The sequence below is a fragment of the Chloroflexota bacterium genome, assembly GCA_018648225.1.
Classification (GTDB): Bacteria; Chloroflexota; Anaerolineae; order Anaerolineales; family UBA11858; genus NIOZ-UU35.
The window spans coordinates 1-19548 of record JABGRQ010000088.1 but is presented as its reverse complement, the minus strand read 5'-3'; the positions used below and the strand labels follow the sequence as shown (position 1 = coordinate 19548).

Below are 19548 nucleotides of genomic sequence, written 5' to 3'. Positions count from 1 at the left end.
AGAATTGCTAATTGATCTACAACAGTTGCGCGCCCGTCTCGAAGGATAGGCAAGCCGTTTTTATGTGAAAAGCAAAAGGGTGTGCAAGCGCACACCCTTTTTTATTATCGACGTTGCTTGCGCATTCGTTTGGCAAGCCGTTTCCAGGCTTCGGTTGGATTCTCGGGCCGTTGCGATTTCCGTTCGGCCTTGCTGACCGCAAAAGCCATATTTTCAAAAATTGCGCCGAGCGGAGAATCTGGATTTTCGAGGGCTGGTGGGGTGCCAAAGTTAATGGCACGCACAAATAAGTCAGATGCATGGGGGATCACCATGCGAATTTCGCGCCCCAGACCGGCCTCGATATCCGGTTTGGGCAGCCCCTGGCGTTCGAAAATCCAGTTGAGAATCAAGTGTATCTTTTTATCGTCATAGCCCAGTGTGTCGAAAACTTCCAGCGCCAGGGCGGTTGAGCGCACAGAAGCCAGTTCGGGAGCCAATACTACAAGAATTTCTTCAGAAATATCCAGCGCAACCAGCGCCAGGTCCGAAAAAATATGCGGTAAATCAATCACCACATAATCGTAACTTTGCTGCAAAATCTCGACAACACGCTGAACTTTTTCCGCGTCGACCAACTCGCTCTCTTCCACGCGGCGGGGGGCCGAAAGTACCTGAACGCCACTGGGATGTGGTCGCAACGTTTGACCGATGACTTCCTGGTCAATTTCGCCAACATCAATACGGGCGAGATCAGCCCAGGTGTTCCGCAGCGGCAAGTTCAGCATCAGCGCGGCCTGCCCGGAGGTCAGCGCCAGATCAACCAGCGCGGTTTCTTGCCCCCAGAGTTGTGACAGCCCGACAGCCAGATTCGAAGCCACGGTCGAGATGCCCACCCCGCCGCGCAGTGAAAATACAGAAATCACTTTACCCAGTTGTTCGCGCACCTGCAATGGAGTCGCCGGGGTGGCGGCGCGGCGCAGCAACACACTTACGCGGGCAATCAACTCATCCGGCTCATAAGGTTTGGAGAGATAATCATCAGCGCCAGCTTCAAAACCTTTGATTTTACTTTCGAGATTATCCAGCGCAGTCAGCAACAAGATCGGAATTTGGGCTGTTTTGGGATTTTCCCGCAAGCGTTTGCAGGTTTGGTAGCCATCCAAATTTGGCATCATCACGTCAGAGATGATGAGATCAAATTCCTGTTCGTCGGCTTTCAGCAGCCCTTCCAGGCCATCGTTTGCAAGAGTGACTTTGTAGCCTGCTTTTTCGACGATTTTGGCGTGTAGTTTTTGACTCAGTAGATCGTCTTCAATTATCAGAATATTCTGGTCCATCTGGTTTGCTCCTTGCGGCTTTGTCAGCAAGTGGGATTTCCATTTACATTATACTATTGGATTGGCGAATTTTACTTTTCTTGACGCTACACTCTGAATATGCTAGTATCCTTTTAAGATTTTGTTGTTATCATCAAATCTTTGGGTATCTTTAAATTACTCACAACAGTTCAGCAAGAATGAATTCTAAGGCATCTCCCAGGCGATACCAAAACCAGACCTGTGTTGGTCTAAGAATTGCACCCTTTGGGTTAGTATATTAAAGGAGCCAATGCAATGAAACTATATCGAATATCATTTGTTTTTCTGGTTATTATCCTGACTTTGGGTTTAGCGGCTTGTGAACGCTCTGCTTCGCCTCCCCCCGCGGGCGCCGATGAAACGAATATAGATTATCCGGTGGTAGACGAAAATGCTACCCTCGCTCCCAAAGAGCAGCTTGTAAATATCTCAACACAAACGGCGATGGCCGCCGAGGGTGGCGCAATGCCCGCTGCTGAAGTAGCCGAAATGGAAAACGCCGCTCCTGCCGAGGAGGCAGCTCCGGCTGAAGAAGTAAAACCAACAGCAACTCAGGAACCCGAAGCAGCTCCGGCTGCTCAACCCCAGCCAGAACCTGAAGAAGAGAAAGAAGTCAAAACCAATTACGAAGTTCCAAACAGCTATACTCTGCAGCCTGGCGAATTCCCCTACTGCCTGGCGCGCCGTTTTGATGTTGCTCCGGCTGCGTTGCTCTCTGCTAATGGCCTTTCTACATCTTCTGTAACCTATCCCGGCATGGTGCTGACTATTCCCACAAACGCTGGAGCCTTTAATCAAGGCGCGCGAGCGCTGCGCCAGCATCCCACCAGTTATACGGTTTCGGCTGGCGACACGCTTAATTCCATTGCTTGCCTCTTTGGTAATGTAGATCCGCGCGCAATTGCCTCCAAAAACGGATTGAGTGGCACCTATACGCTCAATGTTGGGCAAGTTCTCCAGATACCGTAACGCATTCCAGATTTACTCAGTTTGTCACCAAAAAGGGTGTGTGGGTTCCAATAAACTCGCACACCCTTATTTTCTGAAATATTATCGGGAGTTATGAATGTTTGAAACGCTTCAATCTGTAAATAAATATCAAGGCCGGGCATTTTCGGTGCGCCAGGATCAAGTGCGCCTGCCGGATGACCGCATTACGCATCTGGATATAGTTGCGCATAGCGGCGCTGTTACCATTCTTCCGCTGGATGAAAACGAGAATGTCTGGTTTGTGCGTCAGTATCGTCATGCCACAGGCGAAGAATTTCTCGAACTCCCGGCGGGGACGCTCGAAGATGGAGAACCCCCCATCGAGTGCGCCCGGCGAGAACTTCAGGAAGAGATTGGCATGGCCGCTGCGGATATGCAGAAGTTGGGCGAATTTTTCATCGCTCCAGGCTATTCCACCGAATATATGTACGTTTACCGGGCGACCGGCCTGATTCCCTCGGTGTTGCCCGGCGACGATGACGAATTCATCAGCGTGGAGATAATCCCGTTGCCTGAGGTGCTGCAAATGGTGCGTGCCGGGCAATTGCGCGACGCTAAAACCCTGGCGGCGCTGATGTTGGCTACTGTGATAGATTGATATTGGTTCTTTCGATGCTGACGGGCCAACCCCTGCGATTCCCAAAGAACCTTGATTTTTCTCTTCCCTTTTATTTTTATACATGATATAATGCCGCGCTGCCCGCCCACAGAAGGCACAGGGGCGGCTTTATTTTGCACTAAATCGGATATATGCGTATTCAAAATGCGCAAATCCGAAATCCATTCATAAGGTTAAGATCATGACTGATTTGATAAAAGCAATCGAAGCACCGGTAAATCCTAACGTACCGCAATTATTCTCCGGCGATCAGGTAAGCGTATTCTTGCGCATTAAAGAAGGCACCACAGAACGCGTGCAGGAATTTAAAGGCACTGTGATAGCGCAGAGCGACACCGGCACCCCCACCTTTACCGTGCGGCGCATTGCCAGCAATGGTATCGGCGTAGAGCGTGTTTTCCTGACTCGCTCTCCCCGCATCGAAAAAGTGACTGTCCATCGTCACTCACAGGTGCGACGCTCCAAGCTCTACTATTTGCGTGAACGCACTGGCAAACGTGCTCGCCTGAAGCAAAAATTCAGCAAATAATCTGATTCGGTTATACCATTGATTAGAAAGTGAGGGGTGCAGCAAATCATCGCTGCACTCTTTTATTTTTAAGCCTATGACTAAGAAACCCGTAATTGGCATTACGACCCACCGACATAAAAACGAAGCTATACGCCCGCAAATTCTGATTGCAGAAGATTACCTGACCGCAATCAGCAACGCCGGAGGCACCCCAGTGATGATTCCTCTAGGGCTGGATGATGACCAACTCGACGGCATCTTTCCACTGCTCGATGGTCTGCTGCTGACGGGCGGCGGCGATATTGACCCGCAAAGTTATGGTGTGCAAACTCAATCGCAATTGATGCTTGTAGACCGAGATCGTGACCGCGTTGAAATTCAAATTACCCACAAGGCCCTCGATGTAGGGCTTCCATTTTTGGGCATTTGCCGTGGACATCAATTGATCAATGTCGCCCTGGGCGGCACACTCTACACCGATATTGCCGACGAAATTCCCAACGCGTTGCAACACCGTTTTAGCGGCAAGTGGCCGCGCGATCATTTGGCACACAGTGTGAAAATTGATTCGCACAGCCGCCTGGCGCAAATTTTAGGCGCCGATCAGGTGGAAGTGAACAGCATCCACCATCAGGCCATTCGTGATCTGGCACCTGGGCTGGTTGAAACTGCCCACGCGCCTGATGGTATTATAGAGGGTACGATTCTGCCGGGGCAGTCCTTTGGGATCACTGTGCAATGGCACCCCGAAAACCTGCAAGCATACGAACCCATGCGAGCGCTCTTCCATGCCTTCGTTGAGGCAGCGCAAGGATAGCAATTGATCACACGAAATTGGTTCAATTTTTGCTGACTGTACCTCATTCGCCAGATCAATCCAGATTGAACCAATTTATCCAGTGATTCATCCTAGAGAATGAACAATAACGCGCCGATTGGCATCTTCGACTCAGGGGTGGGTGGCCTTTCGGTATTGCGCCAAATTCGCTGCCAGTTGCCCGCTGAAAACCTGCTCTTTCTCGCCGACCAGGGGCATGTGCCCTATGGCCCGCGCCCGCTGGAGCAGGTACGCCAGTTTTCTGAAGAAATTTCCCGTTCTCTCATATCTCAAGGGGCTAAGCTGATCGTCGTGGCCTGCAATACGGCTTCGGCAGCAGCGTTGCATTACTTGCGCGCCACCTTTCCAGGCACCCCCTTTGTGGGCATGGAACCGGCGGTAAAACCGGCTGCTGAGCGCACGCAAAGTGGCGTGGTGGGTGTGCTGGCAACCCCGGCCACTTTTCAGGGCGAATTATATGCCTCGGTGATCGAGCGTTTTGCCCGCGGCGTAACTGTGTTGCAAGCTACTTGTCCCGGCTTGGTGAGTCAAATTGAAAATGGGGAGTTGGATAGCGACGAAACGCGCGCGATTTTGGAGAACGCCCTGCAGCCGATGCTGGCACGCGGTATTGATCGTGTGGTGATGGGTTGCACGCACTATCCCTTTGTGATTCCCCTGATAAAAGAGATTACTGGCCCCGAAGTGGAAGTCATCGACCCGGCCCCGGCGGTGGCGCGCCAGGTTGGGAGCGTGCTGCACGCTCAGGGGTTGGCTTCAGCAGAATCCGTTTTGGGGGCAGTGCAATACCTCACAACCGGCGACCCGCACCGGTTAAGCACGCTGCTCCCGCGTCTTTTAGGCGAAACAAGTCTTGTAGATCAAGTACGGCTATCAACCGCAGATACACGCTGATAAACGCGGACTATTCTTCTTCAACCGCGTGCATCTGTGTGTATCTGCAGTTCTTGAAAATTGTTCACAATGCGCTTGATTTTGACGCGCGATTTGCCAAAGTTAATCAGCAAGCAGAGTGTCAGGCCGGTGGCTTTGAGATAGTTCAAGCATTGCGCCATGTGGATTTCATCAAGGGCTTTGACGGCCTTGATTTCCACCAAAACGCAGTCGTTGACCAGCATATCGGCCACGTACTCGCCAACGATAACGCCATCATAATGCACGAGAATGCGGTGCTGCTGCTTGACATTAAGGCCAGTTTTCAAAGAAGCGTGAACCAGCGCATTCTCATATACTTTTTCAAGAAACCCTACCCCCAATGTGTTGCTAACATCATACGCAGCGCCAATAATTGTTTTAGTAATTTTGTCAATTTCCATATTCCATCCGTAAATTAACCGCAGATACACGCGGATGAATAAGAAAAGATCAGCGTTTATCTGTGTTCATCGGCGGTTTCTTAGCCAATTTAAAATTTCATCCACATCCCGGCAATTGAGTACCTGCTCTGGCGTGATCCAGGCGCGGCGGGCGGTGGCGATACCAAAGTAGATCAGGTCAAAATGCTGCGGCGCGTGGGCGTCGGTGTTGATGCTCAGGGGGATGCCCAGTTCGGCGGCGCGGCGGGCGTAGATGTCGTTCAGGTCGAGGCGGCTGGGGTGGGCGTTGATCTCCAGCGCCACGCCCGACTCAACGGCGGCAGCCAGCACCGCGTCCATATCGAGATCGGCCCCCTCGCGGTCAGGGATCATGCGCCCGGTGGGATGCCCAATAATATCCACATGCGGATTTTGAATAGCGTTGATGAGCCGCTGTGTAACCTGCTCGCGCGGCTGCCCCAGGCTGGTGTGCAGCGAAGCTACCACCAGATCGAGTTCGGCCAGCACGTCGTCGGGGAAGTCGAGCGTGCCATCGGCCTTGATCTCGACTTCGGAACCCTGCAAAATGCGGATCGTGTCGCCAAGTTCGGCCTGCACGGCCTCAATTTCGGCGCGCTGCCTGTGCAAGCGTTCTACCGAAAGCCCGTTGGCAATGCCCAAACTTTGCGAGTGGTCGCTGATCACGATCAGTTTCAGCCCGCGTTGAGCCGCGCCCTGCGCCATCTCGCGGACCGTGGCTTTGCCGTCGCTCCAGCTGGAATGGCAATGCAGCTCGGCCACGCGGTCTTGTTGGGTGATAAGCGCGGGTAGAGCGCCCGCTGTGGCGGCCTGCACTTCGCCGCGGTCTTCACGCAGTTCCGGGGGGATCCAGGGCAAGCCCAGGGTTTGATAAACTTCTTCTTCGGTGGCGCAGGTGATTTCACTTTCGTCATCCGTGCGTTTCAGGGCGTGTTCGGAGAGCGAATAACCTAAATCGAGCGCCAGTTCGCGCAAGCGAACGTTGTGGTCTTTGGAACCGGTGGCATATTGCAGCGCTGTGCCAAAACGCTCCGGAGGGTGTACCCACAACTGGGCGCGCAGCCCGTTGGTAAATTCCACGCTCGATTTGGTCGGGCCGTGCCCGAGGATTTCGAGCACATCGGCGCGCTCGACAAAGGCTTGCATCACCGGCTCAGAATCCGCCGCGGCGGCCAGAATATCCAGATCGCCAACCGTATCTTTCATGCGCCGCAGACTGCCAGCGGCTTCGGCGGCCGTCACACCGGGCAAGGTGCGCAGCCAGACCAGCAAATCCTGTGCGAAGGGCCAGGCTACGCCCAACGGTTTACGCCCCGAGTGCAACGAGCGACGCGCCAGCGCAGCGATTCCGGCGAGAATCTTTTCTTCGGATTTCGCGCCCATCCCTGGCAGGCCGCGCAGTTTTCCCGCTTCAGCGGCGGCTTTGAGTTCGTCGAGGGTGGTGATGCCCAACTCGCGCCAGAACAGGCCCACTTTTTTCGGCCCCAGCCCCTGAATTTGGAGCAGATCGGCCAGTGAGAGCGGCACTTCTTCGGCAAGTTTATCTAAAAATTTCAGCTTGCCTGTGGAGAGCAATTCGTCAATTTTTTCGGCAATCGCTTTGCCCACGCCGGGCAGGTCAGTCAGCGCGCCTTCTTTGGCAACTTCGTTGATGTCGCGCCCCAGGTCGGTCAGGCTGTCGGCGGCTTTGCGGTAGGCTAGAGTTTTGTAGATCACTTCGCCTTTGATTTCCAACAAGTCAGCGATCAGGCGGAAGGTTTCGGCGAGACTCTGGTTGGTGTAGCGCGTGGTCAGTTTTGGCATGAGAAGGTCATGTTTTCTTGAAAAATCCAGCGAAGATCACAGCCAGTAAAATCGCCATTGAAACCAGCACTGCCCCAATCACAACCGGTTCACGCTCCGGGGAGATTGTGATGGTAACTGCGGTGGGCGAGGGCGTGGCCGATTGCGCGTGAGTTGCAAAGGGGGTGAATGTGGGTAAAGGGGTAGGCGTTTCGTCGCTCAGCGTGGGGGTGATCGTCGGGGTGAGGGTTTCGGTGGGGGGTGGGGGTGATCCTGTAACCGTAGGCGTATACGCTGGCCGAATGATGATCTCATCCCCTGGATAAATGACATCCGTCAGTTGCATATTATTGAGCAAGAGAATTTCGCCCACAATCACGCCATAGGTATTGGCAATTCCCGTCAGCGATTGTCCGTAGCCGACGGTATGGATAATCGAGCCATCTTCGCCGGGTTCAGCCTTGACGAATGGGTCTGTGCCCGCGCCGCTGGCAACGGTTGGGGCTACGTAGCCGGTTCCGGAATTGGCTGTGGATTGTTCTCCACTGCCAACCGCTCCAGAATAATAGCCAGTATCTACCGTGTAGTAGGTGTAATTCTCGCTGGGGATTGTAGCTACCCCCGCGCCGATATATAAGGCTGCCGGGTTGAGCATGGTGTGTAGATGCAGACTGTCTTGCCAATATTTGTAGATGGCGTCATTAATTGTTGTGTATACCCCTCCAGCAATATTCTCAGAGACAAAGGCCTGTGCCCCGCCGCCAAAACCAAAGGCCACGGCGCGCTGGGTGGCGTTGGTACCCCCCGCGCCCACATGTGTTACCTGATGGATCGCGGCCTGATAGTCGCTCTGAGATTGAGCTGAAGCCATCAGCGCGTTATCAATTGTTAAAGCAGGCAACCCTTGCCCGGTGCGGAAGGCATTCACTGCGGCAACGACAGTATAAGGGTCTTCGGCGTGGGCAAGGCGCGGGAGCGGAGTCAGGCTCAGGGAAAACAGAACCAGCCCCAAAGTTAGAAAGAGAATTCGCTTGTTCATTGGAATGGGAAGTGGGGTGCATTTTAAAATGCACCCCACTTATAAGACTATTTGTAGCACAATCCCCATTGCCACGCCAATTACCAATCCTGCAAGAATATCCGAAAGATAGTGTACGCCCATTGCCACGCGCCCCAGGGCAACCAGCGGCGCCCAGAGTACGAGAGCAATGCCCAACCAGATTGGGCCGAGGCCGAGGCCCATAGTAGCCAGCATAAAGGCGCGCGTGGCATGCCCGGAGGGAAACGAGTGCGGATCGGTGCTGCGATAAATATTGCCCCACTCGCCTTCAGGGCGCTGGCGACGGATGGCGAATTTCAGTATCAGCACCAGCACGGCGGTGATGACAATGGCGATCAGCAAAATTGTGGCGAGCGATTGCCATTGCGGTGAGGCGAGAAACCAGACGGCGACAAGCACTGCGGCGCAAAACCAGGAGTCGCCGGAGTGGGCGAAAAATGCCGCGATCGTGCGCAGCAAACCGGGCTGTTCGGCCACGCGCATTTTTTGCGAGATGCGCGCGTCGGCGGTGAGTAGATTTTCCATGCTCATGCGTCGAGGCGGCGTTCCATATCGGCGCGCAACAATTCCAGTTGATGTGGTTTGTCCACATCCATAGCCGGTTCGGCGTAATCCCATTGGATGGCGCGCCCGGTGATGTTGAGGCGTTTGGTGATGCGCTCGATGGCGCCATTGAGCGAGAGTTTTCCCGTCAGCAACAGGAACAAGGTCACAAAGCCGATGGAGGCTGCCTGTTTGAGCGGGCTTTTACGTTTGCCGATCAACTCATCCCACATGGCGAGATGTTCGGGGTCGGTGACCATGCTTTTATGGGCAATATGCATATCTGCGCCGCAGACGTGCATATCGGCTAATTTGGTGAAGGTGCGGTTTGCGCCCGGGTAGCGCGCCTCCATGACTTCGCGTGTGACGATGCCGTAGTAAATATCGTGCCGAGTTTGCATGGCGCTGTCGATCAGCCAATCAATCATTTCGCCGGTGATAGCGGGAATGTCGGAGGAAACACTGATTACATACTCCGCTTGCGGGTTAATTTCCAGAACTTTGTAAATTCCGGCAACAATATTGGCTAACATGCTGCCCTGATTTTCTACATAATGGAGCGGTTTCGCGCATTTCAGTGTATTGTCTTCTGGCAGCCCAATCAGGATGATATTTTCAACATGCTGGGTTTTTCCGAGCGCATCCAGTACCCACTGAATCATGGCTTTACCAGCGACATCCACCATTGCCTTGGGGAGGCCCTGGGTATATTTGTAGAGCGGTTCATCCGGAGCCGGGATGCCACCTGCAATTAAGATGGCATCCATGTTAATTTAGCTCCTGAATTTGCGGTTCAAAATCCAGTTTTTCGAGAATTTCGTCGTATTCTTCCCAGGTCAGCGGGCGCTCTTTGCCAGAGACGGCTACCAGTGCAGCTTCCATCATATTGGTGCCAAAGGAACGGCCATCCAGCACGGGGGTGGTGGTAATGAGGTATTTTACGCCCAGGCTCTTGAAGAGTTCCACGTCTGCCGGAGTGGTTGTGTTGGTAACGATAACCTTGCCTTGCATATCATCGGGCATGTGGCTTTTGATATAGTGACAGTCGCCGGCGATGACGGTAGCCCATTGGTAATATTTTTCATATTTGGGAACGCGTTCGTCTTGCTTATCCCCGGTGGGGTACAACCACTCGAAGGGGAAGCGTGTAACGATAGGGATCATCAGTTTGGCGAGCAGGCGCAGGCCATCCAGACTCTTAATCGCCAAAGGTATATCGAGGGCGAACATCAGATCACCAAATACGACTTCATAACCTGCCTCGACAAAGGATTTCGACAGGCCCCAGCGATCCACGCCGAGGGCGACAAAGACTTTACGTCCTTTTTCAGCGAGATAATCGCCCAGTTTTTCATCCAAAAAGGCCGGGGCTTTATTTTCTAAGGTGTTTTTCAAGCCGCCGCCGTCTACAACGGGTGTTTTTTCAATAAAGCGCACCATGGGTTGTACAGAATGGAATGGATAGAATTTGCCGTCCACCAGGGCACCCAAATCAGCCCCGCCGACGCCGAAGGCATCTACCTGGCCGTCTAGCTCTTGATATAAATGGGCGGCTTTCTCCATATCGCCATCGGTGCCGATACGTTCAATACGAATTTGTTCACCTAATAGCTCAACTTCAACGGCTTTGTCGCGCTTGGATGAACCAATACTAACGCTGACTGCTCTCTTCATGATAATGCCTCCTGAAAGAATCGAAACGAATGCAATCAGTATACACCGATTTGCCCTGGCTGTGCACTCAGGAAAAACAAAAGCAGTTGTGGCTAAAAAAGCCCACAACTGCTTTTGTTTACAGTGTATGTTAACGAATTATTCGTCGGTTTCTTGGGTTTCAGGAGCGGTTTGAGCGGGTTTGGCCTCACTCGCCCAGGGAGGGGCTCCCCAAGGATGTCCATACGGGCCATATGCCATGTGCATTCGTCGACCCCAGAACAGGCTGGCAATTCCCCTGAAAATCAGGAAGAGTATTAGGCCGAAGAAAAACAGGCCAAAGAGTCCACCCAGGGGATTGAAGCCAAAGCCTCGCCCGTGATGCGAGAAAGGATGGCCCATCGCCGCGTATCGCCCATCATCATAGAACGAACCAAAGTCGCCGTGCCCCATGAGCCCTAGGTCTTCAACGTTGAGATTTGCGGCGACGCCATGTGCAAATCCCGCACGATAAAGTGCGAAGCCACCGGCAACCAGCAGCAAAACAAGCACAACACCCGCCAGGATACCAAGATATTTTCGATTTTTAAACATGATTACCTCCATAAGATTTTTATGAACTTGATTGCCTATAGTATGCCAAAAAAATGTGGAGGAATTCTGGATGAATTATGGAGGGGTTGGTCAATTTTTAGAATTAGATTGCTGCCATGATATTGCCATACAGATCTGAAACCGCGCCGCCAAATACCGAAAGCAGCAGCATGACGATCACAGCAACCAACACAATCGCTAAACCATATTCAAGAAAACCCTGACCGCGTTCTGATGATGCGAATCGAATCATTGCGCCCTCCAAATGAAATAATAATGATTGCGAATTATAGCATGGATAAAAGCAGCCTGTCGTTTGCCCCAGTATGCATAATGCCGCCTGCTGGCGGCATTATGCATACTGGGGGTCAGGCAAGTGGCTAGACGGGCACAACGTCAGCGGCTTGAATACCTTTTGGCCCTTCGTCGACAGAAAACTCAACTGCCTGGCCTTCGTCCAGCCGACGATAGCCTTCCATATTGATCGCCGAATAGTGGACAAATATATCATCACCATTCTCGCGGCCAATAAAACCATACCCTTTGTGGACGTTGAACCATTTTACGGTTCCAGTAACTCGATCTTCCATTATGTAAAACTCCATTTCTACGAAAAGATTGATATGTTTTTTCGGTGCAGCACGCAAAACCTGTGCCGGGTGGACGATTGCAGAAAATACGGATTTTACTCAGCGAATGATGTTTTTTAGTCGATTTCACCGAACGGGCGCAAGATTATCATGCCCGCCGCGTGCTGTCAAGCGGACGATACCTCCAGGGCAGGCGCAACTATTTTGACACCCTCGGACGCGGTATAATCGGTGCGAAACCCCAACTTCCAACTGGAGGCGAAAGAATTCAATGGACAAAAAAATTCGTGTGCTGATTGCCAAGCCCGGCCTCGACGGGCACGACCGCGGTGCAAAAGTGGTTGCCCGCGCCCTGCGTGATGCCGGAATGGAAGTGATCTACACCGGCCTGCGCCAAACGCCGGAGATGGTTGCCGAAGCCGCACTGCAAGAAGATGTTGACGTCGTTGGCCTGTCGATCTTGTCAGGGGCGCACATGGCGTTGGTGCCGCGCGTACTTGAACTGCTGGCTGCCAACGAACAAAGCCATGTGCAGGTTTTCGTGGGTGGCATTGTGCCCGATGAAGATGTTACCGCGCTCAAATCCGCAGGGGTAAGCGGTGTATACGGCCCCGGCACCCTCACCGATCAAATTGTAGCCGATGTGCGCCAGGGCATTCTGGGTGAGGCCGCTGGATAAAATGTCTGTTGTTCAAGATGTACTCAACGGCAGCCGATTGGCGCTCTCTCGCTTGCTCTCGCAAATTGAAAACAACACCCCTGAAGGGCACGCCGCGTTGGGCGAATTATTTCCTCACACCGGCCGCGCCCACCTCATTGGCGTTACCGGCGCGCCGGGCACAGGCAAATCGTCCCTGGTCAACCGCCTGGCGTGGCATTATCGCCACCCGCCTGAAGGAGCCCCCCAACAACGCGTTGCGATTGTCGCCGTAGACCCATCCAGCCCCTTTACTGGCGGGGCTGTTTTGGGGGATCGCGTGCGCATGCGGGATTTAAGCGGCGATCCGGGGGTGTTCATCCGTTCGATGGCTTCGCGCGGCTCCCTGGGAGGGCTGGCCGCGGCTACCTCGGGGTTGGTACAGGCTTTCGACGCGGCTGGATTCGAAATGATTCTTATCGAAACGGTTGGCGCCGGGCAAGCCGAAGTGGAAGTAGCCCGATTGGCACATACCACCCTTGTGGTAGAAGCCCCCGGTCTGGGCGATGATATCCAGGCGATTAAGGCGGGCATTCTGGAGATTGCCGATATTCTCGTCGTCAATAAGGCCGACCGTCCGGGCGTGGAGCACACCGAGCGCGCCCTGCGCGGCATGTTGCAGCTCGCTCACCCCGGGCCGCGCGTCTTTCGGCATCACGGCGCTTTGGAAGTAGTTTCCGCTTCACAGGCAGAACCCACTACGAGCGAGTCCCGCTGGCTCCCCCTCATTCAGCAGACTATCGCCACCGAAGATTCCGGCCTTGTTGAGTTGGTTGAGCATATTGCCAATCATCGCCAGTATTTGGAAACCTCCGGTGAATGGGAGAAAAAATCCCGCGCCCGCATGCGGAGCGAATTCGACGAATTGCTGCAAGCCGCGCTGGTGGAACGCTGGCGCGCCTCTGTAACAGACGAAAAAATTGAACACGTTTTTGAAAAACTGGCCCTACGGCAAATTGCCCCGCGCGATGCTGTAGCCGCGTTATTAACGGATGAGACAGAAATTTAACGCAAGGTCGCAAAGGCAAAAAGGTGCAAAGTTTTAATACTTTTCCTTTGCATCTTTGCGTTAAATTTTTTAATGGAGTTAAAAAATGATTCTTGGAGAACGCATCCGCTTGCGAGCGATTGAGAAAGAAGATTTACCTCTGTTTGTGGGTTGGCTCAACGACCCCGAAGTACGCCACGGGCTTGCGCTCTATTTGCCGCTTTCGTTTGCCGAAGAAGAGCAATGGTTTGAAGCCATGCTCAAACGCGAGCCTGCCGAACATGCCCTGATGATCGAAATTGATGTTGATGGCGACTGGCTGCCGGTGGGCAATTGTGGCCTGTTTGGCATCGATTGGCGCGTGCGCTCCGCCGAAGTGGGCATTGTAATTGGCGATAAAAGTCGCTGGAACCAGGGCTATGGCGCCGAAACCATGCGCCTGATTCTGAAACACGGCTTTGAAACCCTGAACCTGAATCGCATCTTTTTGCGGGTTTATGATGATAACCCTCGCGCCCACCGCGTCTATGAAAAGGCCGGTTTTGTCCACGAAGGCAGTCTGCGTCAGGCGCATTATAAATATGGCAAATACAGCGATGTGCATATGATGAGCGTGCTGCGCGCAGAGTGGTGAATCATGCCCGAACTCCCCGAAGTCGAGAGTATTCGCAATAAATTTCGCCTGGGCAGCGCCGATAACCCCGCGCTGCTTGGCAAAACTATCCGCGGGGTGGAATTGCTCTGGCCGCGCACCCTCGAAACCCCGCCGCCTGATGAATTCTCTGAGCGAATTTTGGGGCAAAAAATTATTGAGATTGGCCGCCGGGGGAAGTATTTACTTTTTCATCTGGATGACGCTACCCTGGTGATTCATTTGCGCATGAGCGGAGACCTGTTCTACGAGCCGGTGTCTGCCCCGCTGAAAAAACATCACCGTTTGGTGTTGATCCTGGACGATGAGCATAGGCTGGCCTTCAACGATGCGCGCAAATTTGGCCGCATCTGGCTGGTGGATGACCCCGTAGCGATGTTGGCAAAACTTGGCCCTGAGCCTTTCGATGAAAACCTGACCGCCACCGAGTTTCATCACCGTTTGCAGCGCCACCGCCGACAGATCAAACCCCTGCTGCTCGACCAGGGTTTTCTCGCCGGGGTGGGCAATATCTACGCTGATGAATCCTTGCACCTGGCAAAAATCCACCCGTTGACGCGCTCGCACACCATCTCGCTCGAGGCAGCTCAACGTCTGTTAGCGAATCTGCGCCATGTATTGAAGGAAGGCATTCGCCGTAACGGGGCCAGCATCGATTGGGTGTATCGCGGTGGTGATTATCAAAATCAGTTTCAGGTGTATCAGCGTACCGGCGAAGCGTGCTTCCGCTGCCAAACCCCCATCGAGCGGATTGTTGTCGGGCAGCGCGGTACGCACTTTTGCCCGCAGTGTCAATGTGAATCATTACCGCAAGGTCACAGAGAATAGAGCTTCTCGGTGACTTTGAAAATAATAATTCTGTAAGTCTGCTCGTACCTTTTTTCAAGTAGAATAATAGGACTTACGCAAAACGATGAAAAATAGGGCTTTCTTTTGCGAAAGTGCGTAAGTCCTGAATAATTATCAGGGAAAGGAGGCTTTTCATGGAATATACAATTATGCTGGTGGTTGCCATAATCTGTGCGGCGGGCGGGTTGGGGTTTGGGTATTTAATTGGCAAACAATACAGTTCCGATGAGCCGCCTCAAGCGCCCTCGCAAGTACACTCGCCGGATGTGCCACCGCAGCCACAATACCCGGTAGATACCTTGCATATCTGGCACGATAACGAGAAAAAACAACTGGTGTTGAAAATCAGGGGGAATATTTTTCGTTCTATGGATCCGTTGCCCGCGCCTGAGCAAAAATTTATGCAGCAATTATTGAACTATTTGCACAAATGGCTCAATGCCCCTGCCCCCGCGGGCGCTGAAATACCTCAGCCTGTGGTTCCGGACACACCTGCCGCAGTGGTAAGCAGCGTTGATCTACCAGAAGTTGACCTCAGCCACAAGAGCATTGTGGAGCAAATTAACGATATTCTGCAAGTAAAATTACAAACATCCCCCTTGCGCGAGCGCGGCATCAGCCTGACACAGACCATCGATGGTGGCATGGCAATTTATGTTGGCATCGAAAAGTACGACAGTATTGATACCGTCCCGGACAAGGACGTTGAGGCGATTATTCGGGCATCCGTAAAAGAGTGGGAGTTGCGGTCGTAACGATGATTCTACGCCGGGGGGATTTTTTCGTTCAATTCGCTTCTAAGCCGCTCAACCAGAGCGGCTTTTTCTTCAGATGGCAAGAATGATGCCTGCGCGGCGGAAAGAATGCATTTGCTTAATGCGGGCAGCGAAAGTCCCAATTTTTCGCAGGCTATAAAATATTCATTCCCCAATGTGATTTTGGAAATGCTGGGGTCATCGGTATGGATGGTCGCGTTTAGCCCGGCTTTCAACATTTGTGGAAAGGGGTGTTGCCGCAAATGCTTGACCACCCCAGATTGATGGTTACTGGTGATACAAACTTCGAACACGGTTTTTCGCTCGCGCGCCAGGGCAACCGCGGTCTCATTTTCCATCACGCGCACACCGTGCCCAATGCGTGTGCTTCCAAATTCTGTGATGGCTTCGACAACATTTTCGGCTCCGGCCCACTCCCCGGCATGGATGGTGATCCCCAGTCCTTCTTGCTTTGCTTCCAAAAAAATGCCTTCGAAAGGCTGCGCAGGAAACTCGGCTTCGTTTCCGGCCAAATCCAAACCGATAATGCCGCGATTCTTGCGTTCCATTGCTAGCCAGACAACCTGTTCGGCCAGATCGGGGCTTTCGTGCCGGTTAACACTGGCGATCAGCCGCGTCACAACCCCGTATTGCTCCTGCCCGGCCAGCGCGCCATCCACAACCCAATCCATCACATGCCCCAGCGGAAATCCTTCGGCTTTGCTGAGCGCCACCGGGGTGAAGCGCAGTTCGAGGTAGCGGATATTATCCGCCGCCGCATCGGCGATCGCCTCGCGGGTGATGCGGCCGATGACATCGGGCGTGCGATAGAACAAACGCAGAATAGCAAATTTAGAGAGAAAATTCTCAAAAGTATGGGGTTCGTCTTCCCCGATCTGAACCAGGGGGCGCAGGGTGCTGGTATCTCTTTGCGGGAAATTATGCTCGCGTCCAATATCAGCCAGCGTTTCCACCCGTAGCGACCCTTCCAGGTGGCGATGCAGTTCAACTTTGGGCAGTGACTGATAGAAATCGAGAGATTGATCCATTTTTTATTTTGCGTTCGTTTATCGGGTGATTTTGGTACTCGTGGTGTAGTATACCATCCCGGATTCCGCGATTTATGGATTTCTATGGGTCGTACGTTGTTTCGCAGTTCACAAAAGTGTTAGTTCCGCTGCCGCCATAACAGATATCGGTACCATTGCCGCCATCCAGGGTGTCATTGCCGGAGCTACCCATTAGAATATCATCGCCTTCTCCGCCGGTTAAATCGTCATCGCCGTCGCCACCTATCATGCAATCATGCCCGGTATTGGCATCTAGTGTGTTTCCGCCTGCATTACCCAACACAAGATCATTGCTTGTACTGCCGTTTGTATTAGCTGAAATATTTGTAAGATTGAGACTATTGCATGCGACGGGCTTTAGATCGTTCGCAGTGATGCCAAAGACATGGTAATCCAACCCCGACTCCGTAATCGTGTTGGCGGCAGTATATGCAGAATACCCTCCAATAATCACGAAAATGATCGATGCAAAAATTAAAAACAAATTCAAGCGAGGCAGGTTCATGGTACTTTGCCTCCAGGGAGTTCTTTTAAGTTCTGAGTGATCAAAATCCGATACAAAAATGTGATTTCATCTAATTGAACAAAATAATGATGCATATTGCGATGTTCTAAATGCAAAATAACTTTATTATGGTCATTGGCAATTTTTGCCAGCTCGGCGATATTGCCGACTTCGGTCAGATTTTGTGGCGATGTAAAACTGGTTATCGAAACAATTTGATTTCCATACAGCATTTGAATGCGCGAGACTTCGCCGACATCCTGTTTTGGCTTTACAAGCAAAAAAAGTACGACCAGGCTATAAAGGTAAGCGAGCAGGGTGATTATAGAGAGCATCCGCGCCAACGGAACGCTAATATCAAATCCTAATATGGGGAGTGTATTGGTGGCCGTGCTGGCATACGTGAGCATTCCAGTCGTTTGTGGGAAGAAGGGGTCTTCTTCCGCCGAGGGTTGTATTGGCGCGACGACTAAATCTTCGAAGGTGAATGCCAATTCTGGCGAAAAATGATCCTGGTAATTGATGCCTGCCAGTTGCCCATCCAGTATAATGACTGGACGGATGGTTAAAATGTAGGTTTTATCTTGCACTTCAGCTTGCGTTTCAAGTGCATCAATAAATGCCTGTATATCTGCAAAATTAACCACAGCAACTAAAGAGAGGGTATCGCCAACGGTGGTGGATGGCTGCAGCTCCAGTGTGCGTTTCCAGCCGCTTGAATTGCTAATTTCTGCGAAGAGCTGAGAATTCATTAAAAGGTCTGATGTCTCGGTTGTGATGAAAGCGTAATCGAACGAAACGGTGAATCGGTTGGCTACCTGACGGTATATGGGTTCACCTGGCTGCACGGTGTTGGTATCGTAAACACCATCTGGTACTTCCGCAGTATAAGCGAACACGCCATTGTGAATATAAGGAATTTGCTTATCTTTTACCGTAAAAATGGGTTTGGTAAACGCAACCACACCCAGTACCAGGCTCGCAATGGCGATTACAGAAAACAAAATCAGCAATTCCATCGGGTTATATTTTGTTTCCGACATTCTTTTCATCCTTTTGGGGTTTTGCTGAAAATCGATAAATAATAAGGCGCCAATCATAGCTGTGACGAATAAGGTGAAATTGCGGGGCGTGCGTAATTGCATCAATAAGCCGCCCATAGAGGGTATATGAAGCCACAATTTGCCGACAATTTCATTTTGTTTGGGATGATGAGAGTCTAACCAAAAATTATGGTCTCCCTTCATCACAAAGCTGGAATTGTCGAAATCGATAATTCGATGAAAAACCACCCCAATTTCGGGATGTTGATAAGCGACCACATCCCCGATAGTATATTGCTTTGCAGGGCGGACAACGACTAAATCACCGCGCTCATACGTCGGCAGCATACTATTCCCAATTAGTATTACATAGGAAGATTTCCCGCCGATTTGCGTGGGGGCAAAAAATAACCAGAAAAAGGTAAATTGCAAAATACCCGCGACCGTAAAAAATAATGAACGGCGAGAGTGGATGGAAGCAACTCTGGAAGGAGTCAATGTATTGGGTTGGAAGGAAACTGCGCCACCCGCGGATGCAGTTTCCTTCAGGCTAAAGCCGTGGATATTTACTGAACCGCGACAACTTGCATATTTGAAATTGCGGTTACCGAAGGTTCACTGCCCGCGCCAAAATCGCATGTCCAGTGAGTGGTTACATTGGTGCAGGTAATCCAGGTTGTGCCGGCATCTACGGTAATACGTACATCGGTGGCCGCGTCGGCTCCAGCGGTGGCGGTTACATCAAACTCAACCAGATCAACTTTTGTCGGATCGGCGGCCAGCAAGGTATATTCAATATTGGCGACGGTGTAGCCGCTCACGGCGCCAGTGCCGTCGCCAGCCCCACTTTCCGGGACAACGTTGGCCGCTGCAAAGCCATAGATAACCACCGCGATGATTGCTAATAGAAGGAAAATGGTAAGTGTCTTCGGTTGCAAAAGCTTGGCAATAGTCTTCATGGCATACTCCTTTGAAAATGCGCTATGGCTATTTGGGGTGTTGAAGATAGTGATTCCCTGAAAGCATAGCAGGAGATTTACCACATGTCTGTCGAAGAATCTCTACGTATTCTGTCGTTAAACTTAGTACATCGTAAACGAAGTTTCACGGATATTTTGACAATTTCTGCCAGATA

General features: G+C 52.0%; 24 protein-coding genes. 10 read left to right on the top strand and 14 right to left on the bottom strand.

Features of this window, described 5'->3' with window-relative positions:
- Positions 1-104 precede the first annotated feature (104 nt).
- Entirely contained in the window at positions 105-1319 is a 1215-nt protein-coding gene (locus HN413_07915) for a response regulator (GenBank protein ID MBT3390323.1), read from the bottom strand.
- A 276-nt stretch (positions 1320-1595) separates the two neighbouring features.
- On the opposite strand from HN413_07915, the gene HN413_07910 reads away from it, so the two are divergent.
- The 5 genes from HN413_07910 (at position 1596) to murI (ending at position 5192) form a co-directional block, all read left to right on the top strand.
- Entirely contained in the window at positions 1596-2309 is a 714-nt protein-coding gene (locus HN413_07910) for a LysM peptidoglycan-binding domain-containing protein (protein ID MBT3390322.1), read from the top strand.
- Between the two features lie 97 nt (positions 2310-2406).
- Positions 2407-2928: an NUDIX hydrolase gene (locus HN413_07905; protein ID MBT3390321.1), complete on the top strand. Its 522-nt coding sequence runs from the start codon at positions 2407-2409 to the stop codon at positions 2926-2928.
- Between the two features lie 202 nt (positions 2929-3130).
- Entirely contained in the window at positions 3131-3478 is a 348-nt protein-coding gene (gene rplS, locus HN413_07900; protein MBT3390320.1) for a 50S ribosomal protein L19, read from the top strand.
- A gap of 76 nt (positions 3479-3554) precedes the next feature.
- Complete coding sequence (locus HN413_07895) at positions 3555-4277, top strand: gamma-glutamyl-gamma-aminobutyrate hydrolase family protein (GenBank protein MBT3390319.1); 723 nt, start codon at positions 3555-3557, stop codon at positions 4275-4277.
- A gap of 99 nt (positions 4278-4376) precedes the next feature.
- The gene (murI, locus tag HN413_07890) at positions 4377-5192 is read left to right on the top strand and encodes a glutamate racemase (GenBank protein MBT3390318.1); all 816 of its coding nucleotides are present in this window, start codon (positions 4377-4379) and stop codon (positions 5190-5192) included.
- 20 nt (positions 5193-5212) lie between these two features.
- Here murI and HN413_07885 read toward each other — a convergent pair whose 3' ends face one another.
- From HN413_07885 to HN413_07845, 9 genes are all read right to left on the bottom strand, one after another.
- Positions 5213-5614 (bottom strand): GxxExxY protein, encoded by a 402-nt coding sequence (locus HN413_07885; GenBank protein MBT3390317.1) that lies wholly within the window; start codon positions 5612-5614, stop codon positions 5213-5215.
- A gap of 66 nt (positions 5615-5680) precedes the next feature.
- Positions 5681-7435, bottom strand: coding sequence for a DNA polymerase/3'-5' exonuclease PolX (gene polX, locus HN413_07880; protein ID MBT3390316.1), 1755 nt, complete (start codon positions 7433-7435; stop codon positions 5681-5683).
- A 7-nt stretch (positions 7436-7442) separates the two neighbouring features.
- A complete protein-coding gene (locus HN413_07875; protein MBT3390315.1) occupies positions 7443-8453 on the bottom strand; it encodes a LysM peptidoglycan-binding domain-containing protein in 1011 nt (336 codons plus the stop codon).
- 39 nt (positions 8454-8492) lie between these two features.
- Positions 8493-9005, bottom strand: a complete 513-nt coding sequence (locus HN413_07870; protein ID MBT3390314.1) for a phosphatase PAP2 family protein — start codon at positions 9003-9005, stop codon at positions 8493-8495.
- Complete coding sequence (locus HN413_07865; protein ID MBT3390313.1) at positions 9002-9784, bottom strand: NTP transferase domain-containing protein; 783 nt, start codon at positions 9782-9784, stop codon at positions 9002-9004. Before HN413_07865 ends, HN413_07870 begins: the two co-directional genes overlap by 4 nt.
- A gap of 1 nt (position 9785) precedes the next feature.
- Positions 9786-10691: a quinate 5-dehydrogenase gene (locus HN413_07860; GenBank protein ID MBT3390312.1), complete on the bottom strand. Its 906-nt coding sequence runs from the start codon at positions 10689-10691 to the stop codon at positions 9786-9788.
- Between the two features lie 138 nt (positions 10692-10829).
- Positions 10830-11264, bottom strand: a complete 435-nt coding sequence (locus HN413_07855; protein ID MBT3390311.1) for a hypothetical protein — start codon at positions 11262-11264, stop codon at positions 10830-10832.
- Positions 11265-11367: 103 nt separating this feature from the next.
- Positions 11368-11517, bottom strand: coding sequence for a pilus assembly protein (locus tag HN413_07850; protein MBT3390310.1), 150 nt, complete (start codon positions 11515-11517; stop codon positions 11368-11370).
- A 127-nt stretch (positions 11518-11644) separates the two neighbouring features.
- Complete coding sequence (locus HN413_07845; GenBank protein MBT3390309.1) at positions 11645-11854, bottom strand: cold shock domain-containing protein; 210 nt, start codon at positions 11852-11854, stop codon at positions 11645-11647.
- Between the two features lie 271 nt (positions 11855-12125).
- On the opposite strand from HN413_07845, the gene HN413_07840 reads away from it, so the two are divergent.
- The 5 genes from HN413_07840 (at position 12126) to HN413_07820 (ending at position 15795) form a co-directional block, all read left to right on the top strand.
- Positions 12126-12533 carry a cobalamin B12-binding domain-containing protein gene (locus HN413_07840; protein MBT3390308.1) on the top strand — a complete coding sequence of 136 codons (408 nt, stop codon included), beginning with the start codon at positions 12126-12128 and terminating at the stop codon, positions 12531-12533.
- A gap of 1 nt (position 12534) precedes the next feature.
- Positions 12535-13560, top strand: coding sequence for a methylmalonyl Co-A mutase-associated GTPase MeaB (meaB, locus tag HN413_07835; GenBank protein MBT3390307.1), 1026 nt, complete (start codon positions 12535-12537; stop codon positions 13558-13560).
- A gap of 85 nt (positions 13561-13645) precedes the next feature.
- Positions 13646-14173, top strand: coding sequence for a GNAT family N-acetyltransferase (locus HN413_07830; GenBank protein ID MBT3390306.1), 528 nt, complete (start codon positions 13646-13648; stop codon positions 14171-14173).
- A 3-nt stretch (positions 14174-14176) separates the two neighbouring features.
- Positions 14177-15019 carry a DNA-formamidopyrimidine glycosylase gene (gene mutM / locus HN413_07825; protein MBT3390305.1) on the top strand — a complete coding sequence of 281 codons (843 nt, stop codon included), beginning with the start codon at positions 14177-14179 and terminating at the stop codon, positions 15017-15019.
- 155 nt (positions 15020-15174) lie between these two features.
- Positions 15175-15795, top strand: coding sequence for a hypothetical protein (locus HN413_07820; protein MBT3390304.1), 621 nt, complete (start codon positions 15175-15177; stop codon positions 15793-15795).
- A gap of 8 nt (positions 15796-15803) precedes the next feature.
- Here the strand turns inward: HN413_07820 and add are convergent, their stop codons facing one another.
- The 4 genes from add to HN413_07800 form a co-directional block, all read right to left on the bottom strand.
- Complete coding sequence (gene add / locus HN413_07815; protein MBT3390303.1) at positions 15804-16844, bottom strand: adenosine deaminase; 1041 nt, start codon at positions 16842-16844, stop codon at positions 15804-15806.
- Between the two features lie 82 nt (positions 16845-16926).
- Positions 16927-17370 carry a hypothetical protein gene (locus HN413_07810; protein MBT3390302.1) on the bottom strand — a complete coding sequence of 148 codons (444 nt, stop codon included), beginning with the start codon at positions 17368-17370 and terminating at the stop codon, positions 16927-16929.
- On the bottom strand, positions 17367-18845 hold the full coding sequence (locus HN413_07805) for a signal peptidase I (GenBank protein ID MBT3390301.1): 1479 nt from the start codon (positions 18843-18845) through the stop codon (positions 17367-17369). Before HN413_07805 ends, HN413_07810 begins: the two co-directional genes overlap by 4 nt.
- 134 nt (positions 18846-18979) lie before the next feature.
- Positions 18980-19372, bottom strand: a complete 393-nt coding sequence (locus HN413_07800) for a hypothetical protein (protein MBT3390300.1) — start codon at positions 19370-19372, stop codon at positions 18980-18982.
- Between the last annotated feature and the right edge of the window lie 176 nt (positions 19373-19548).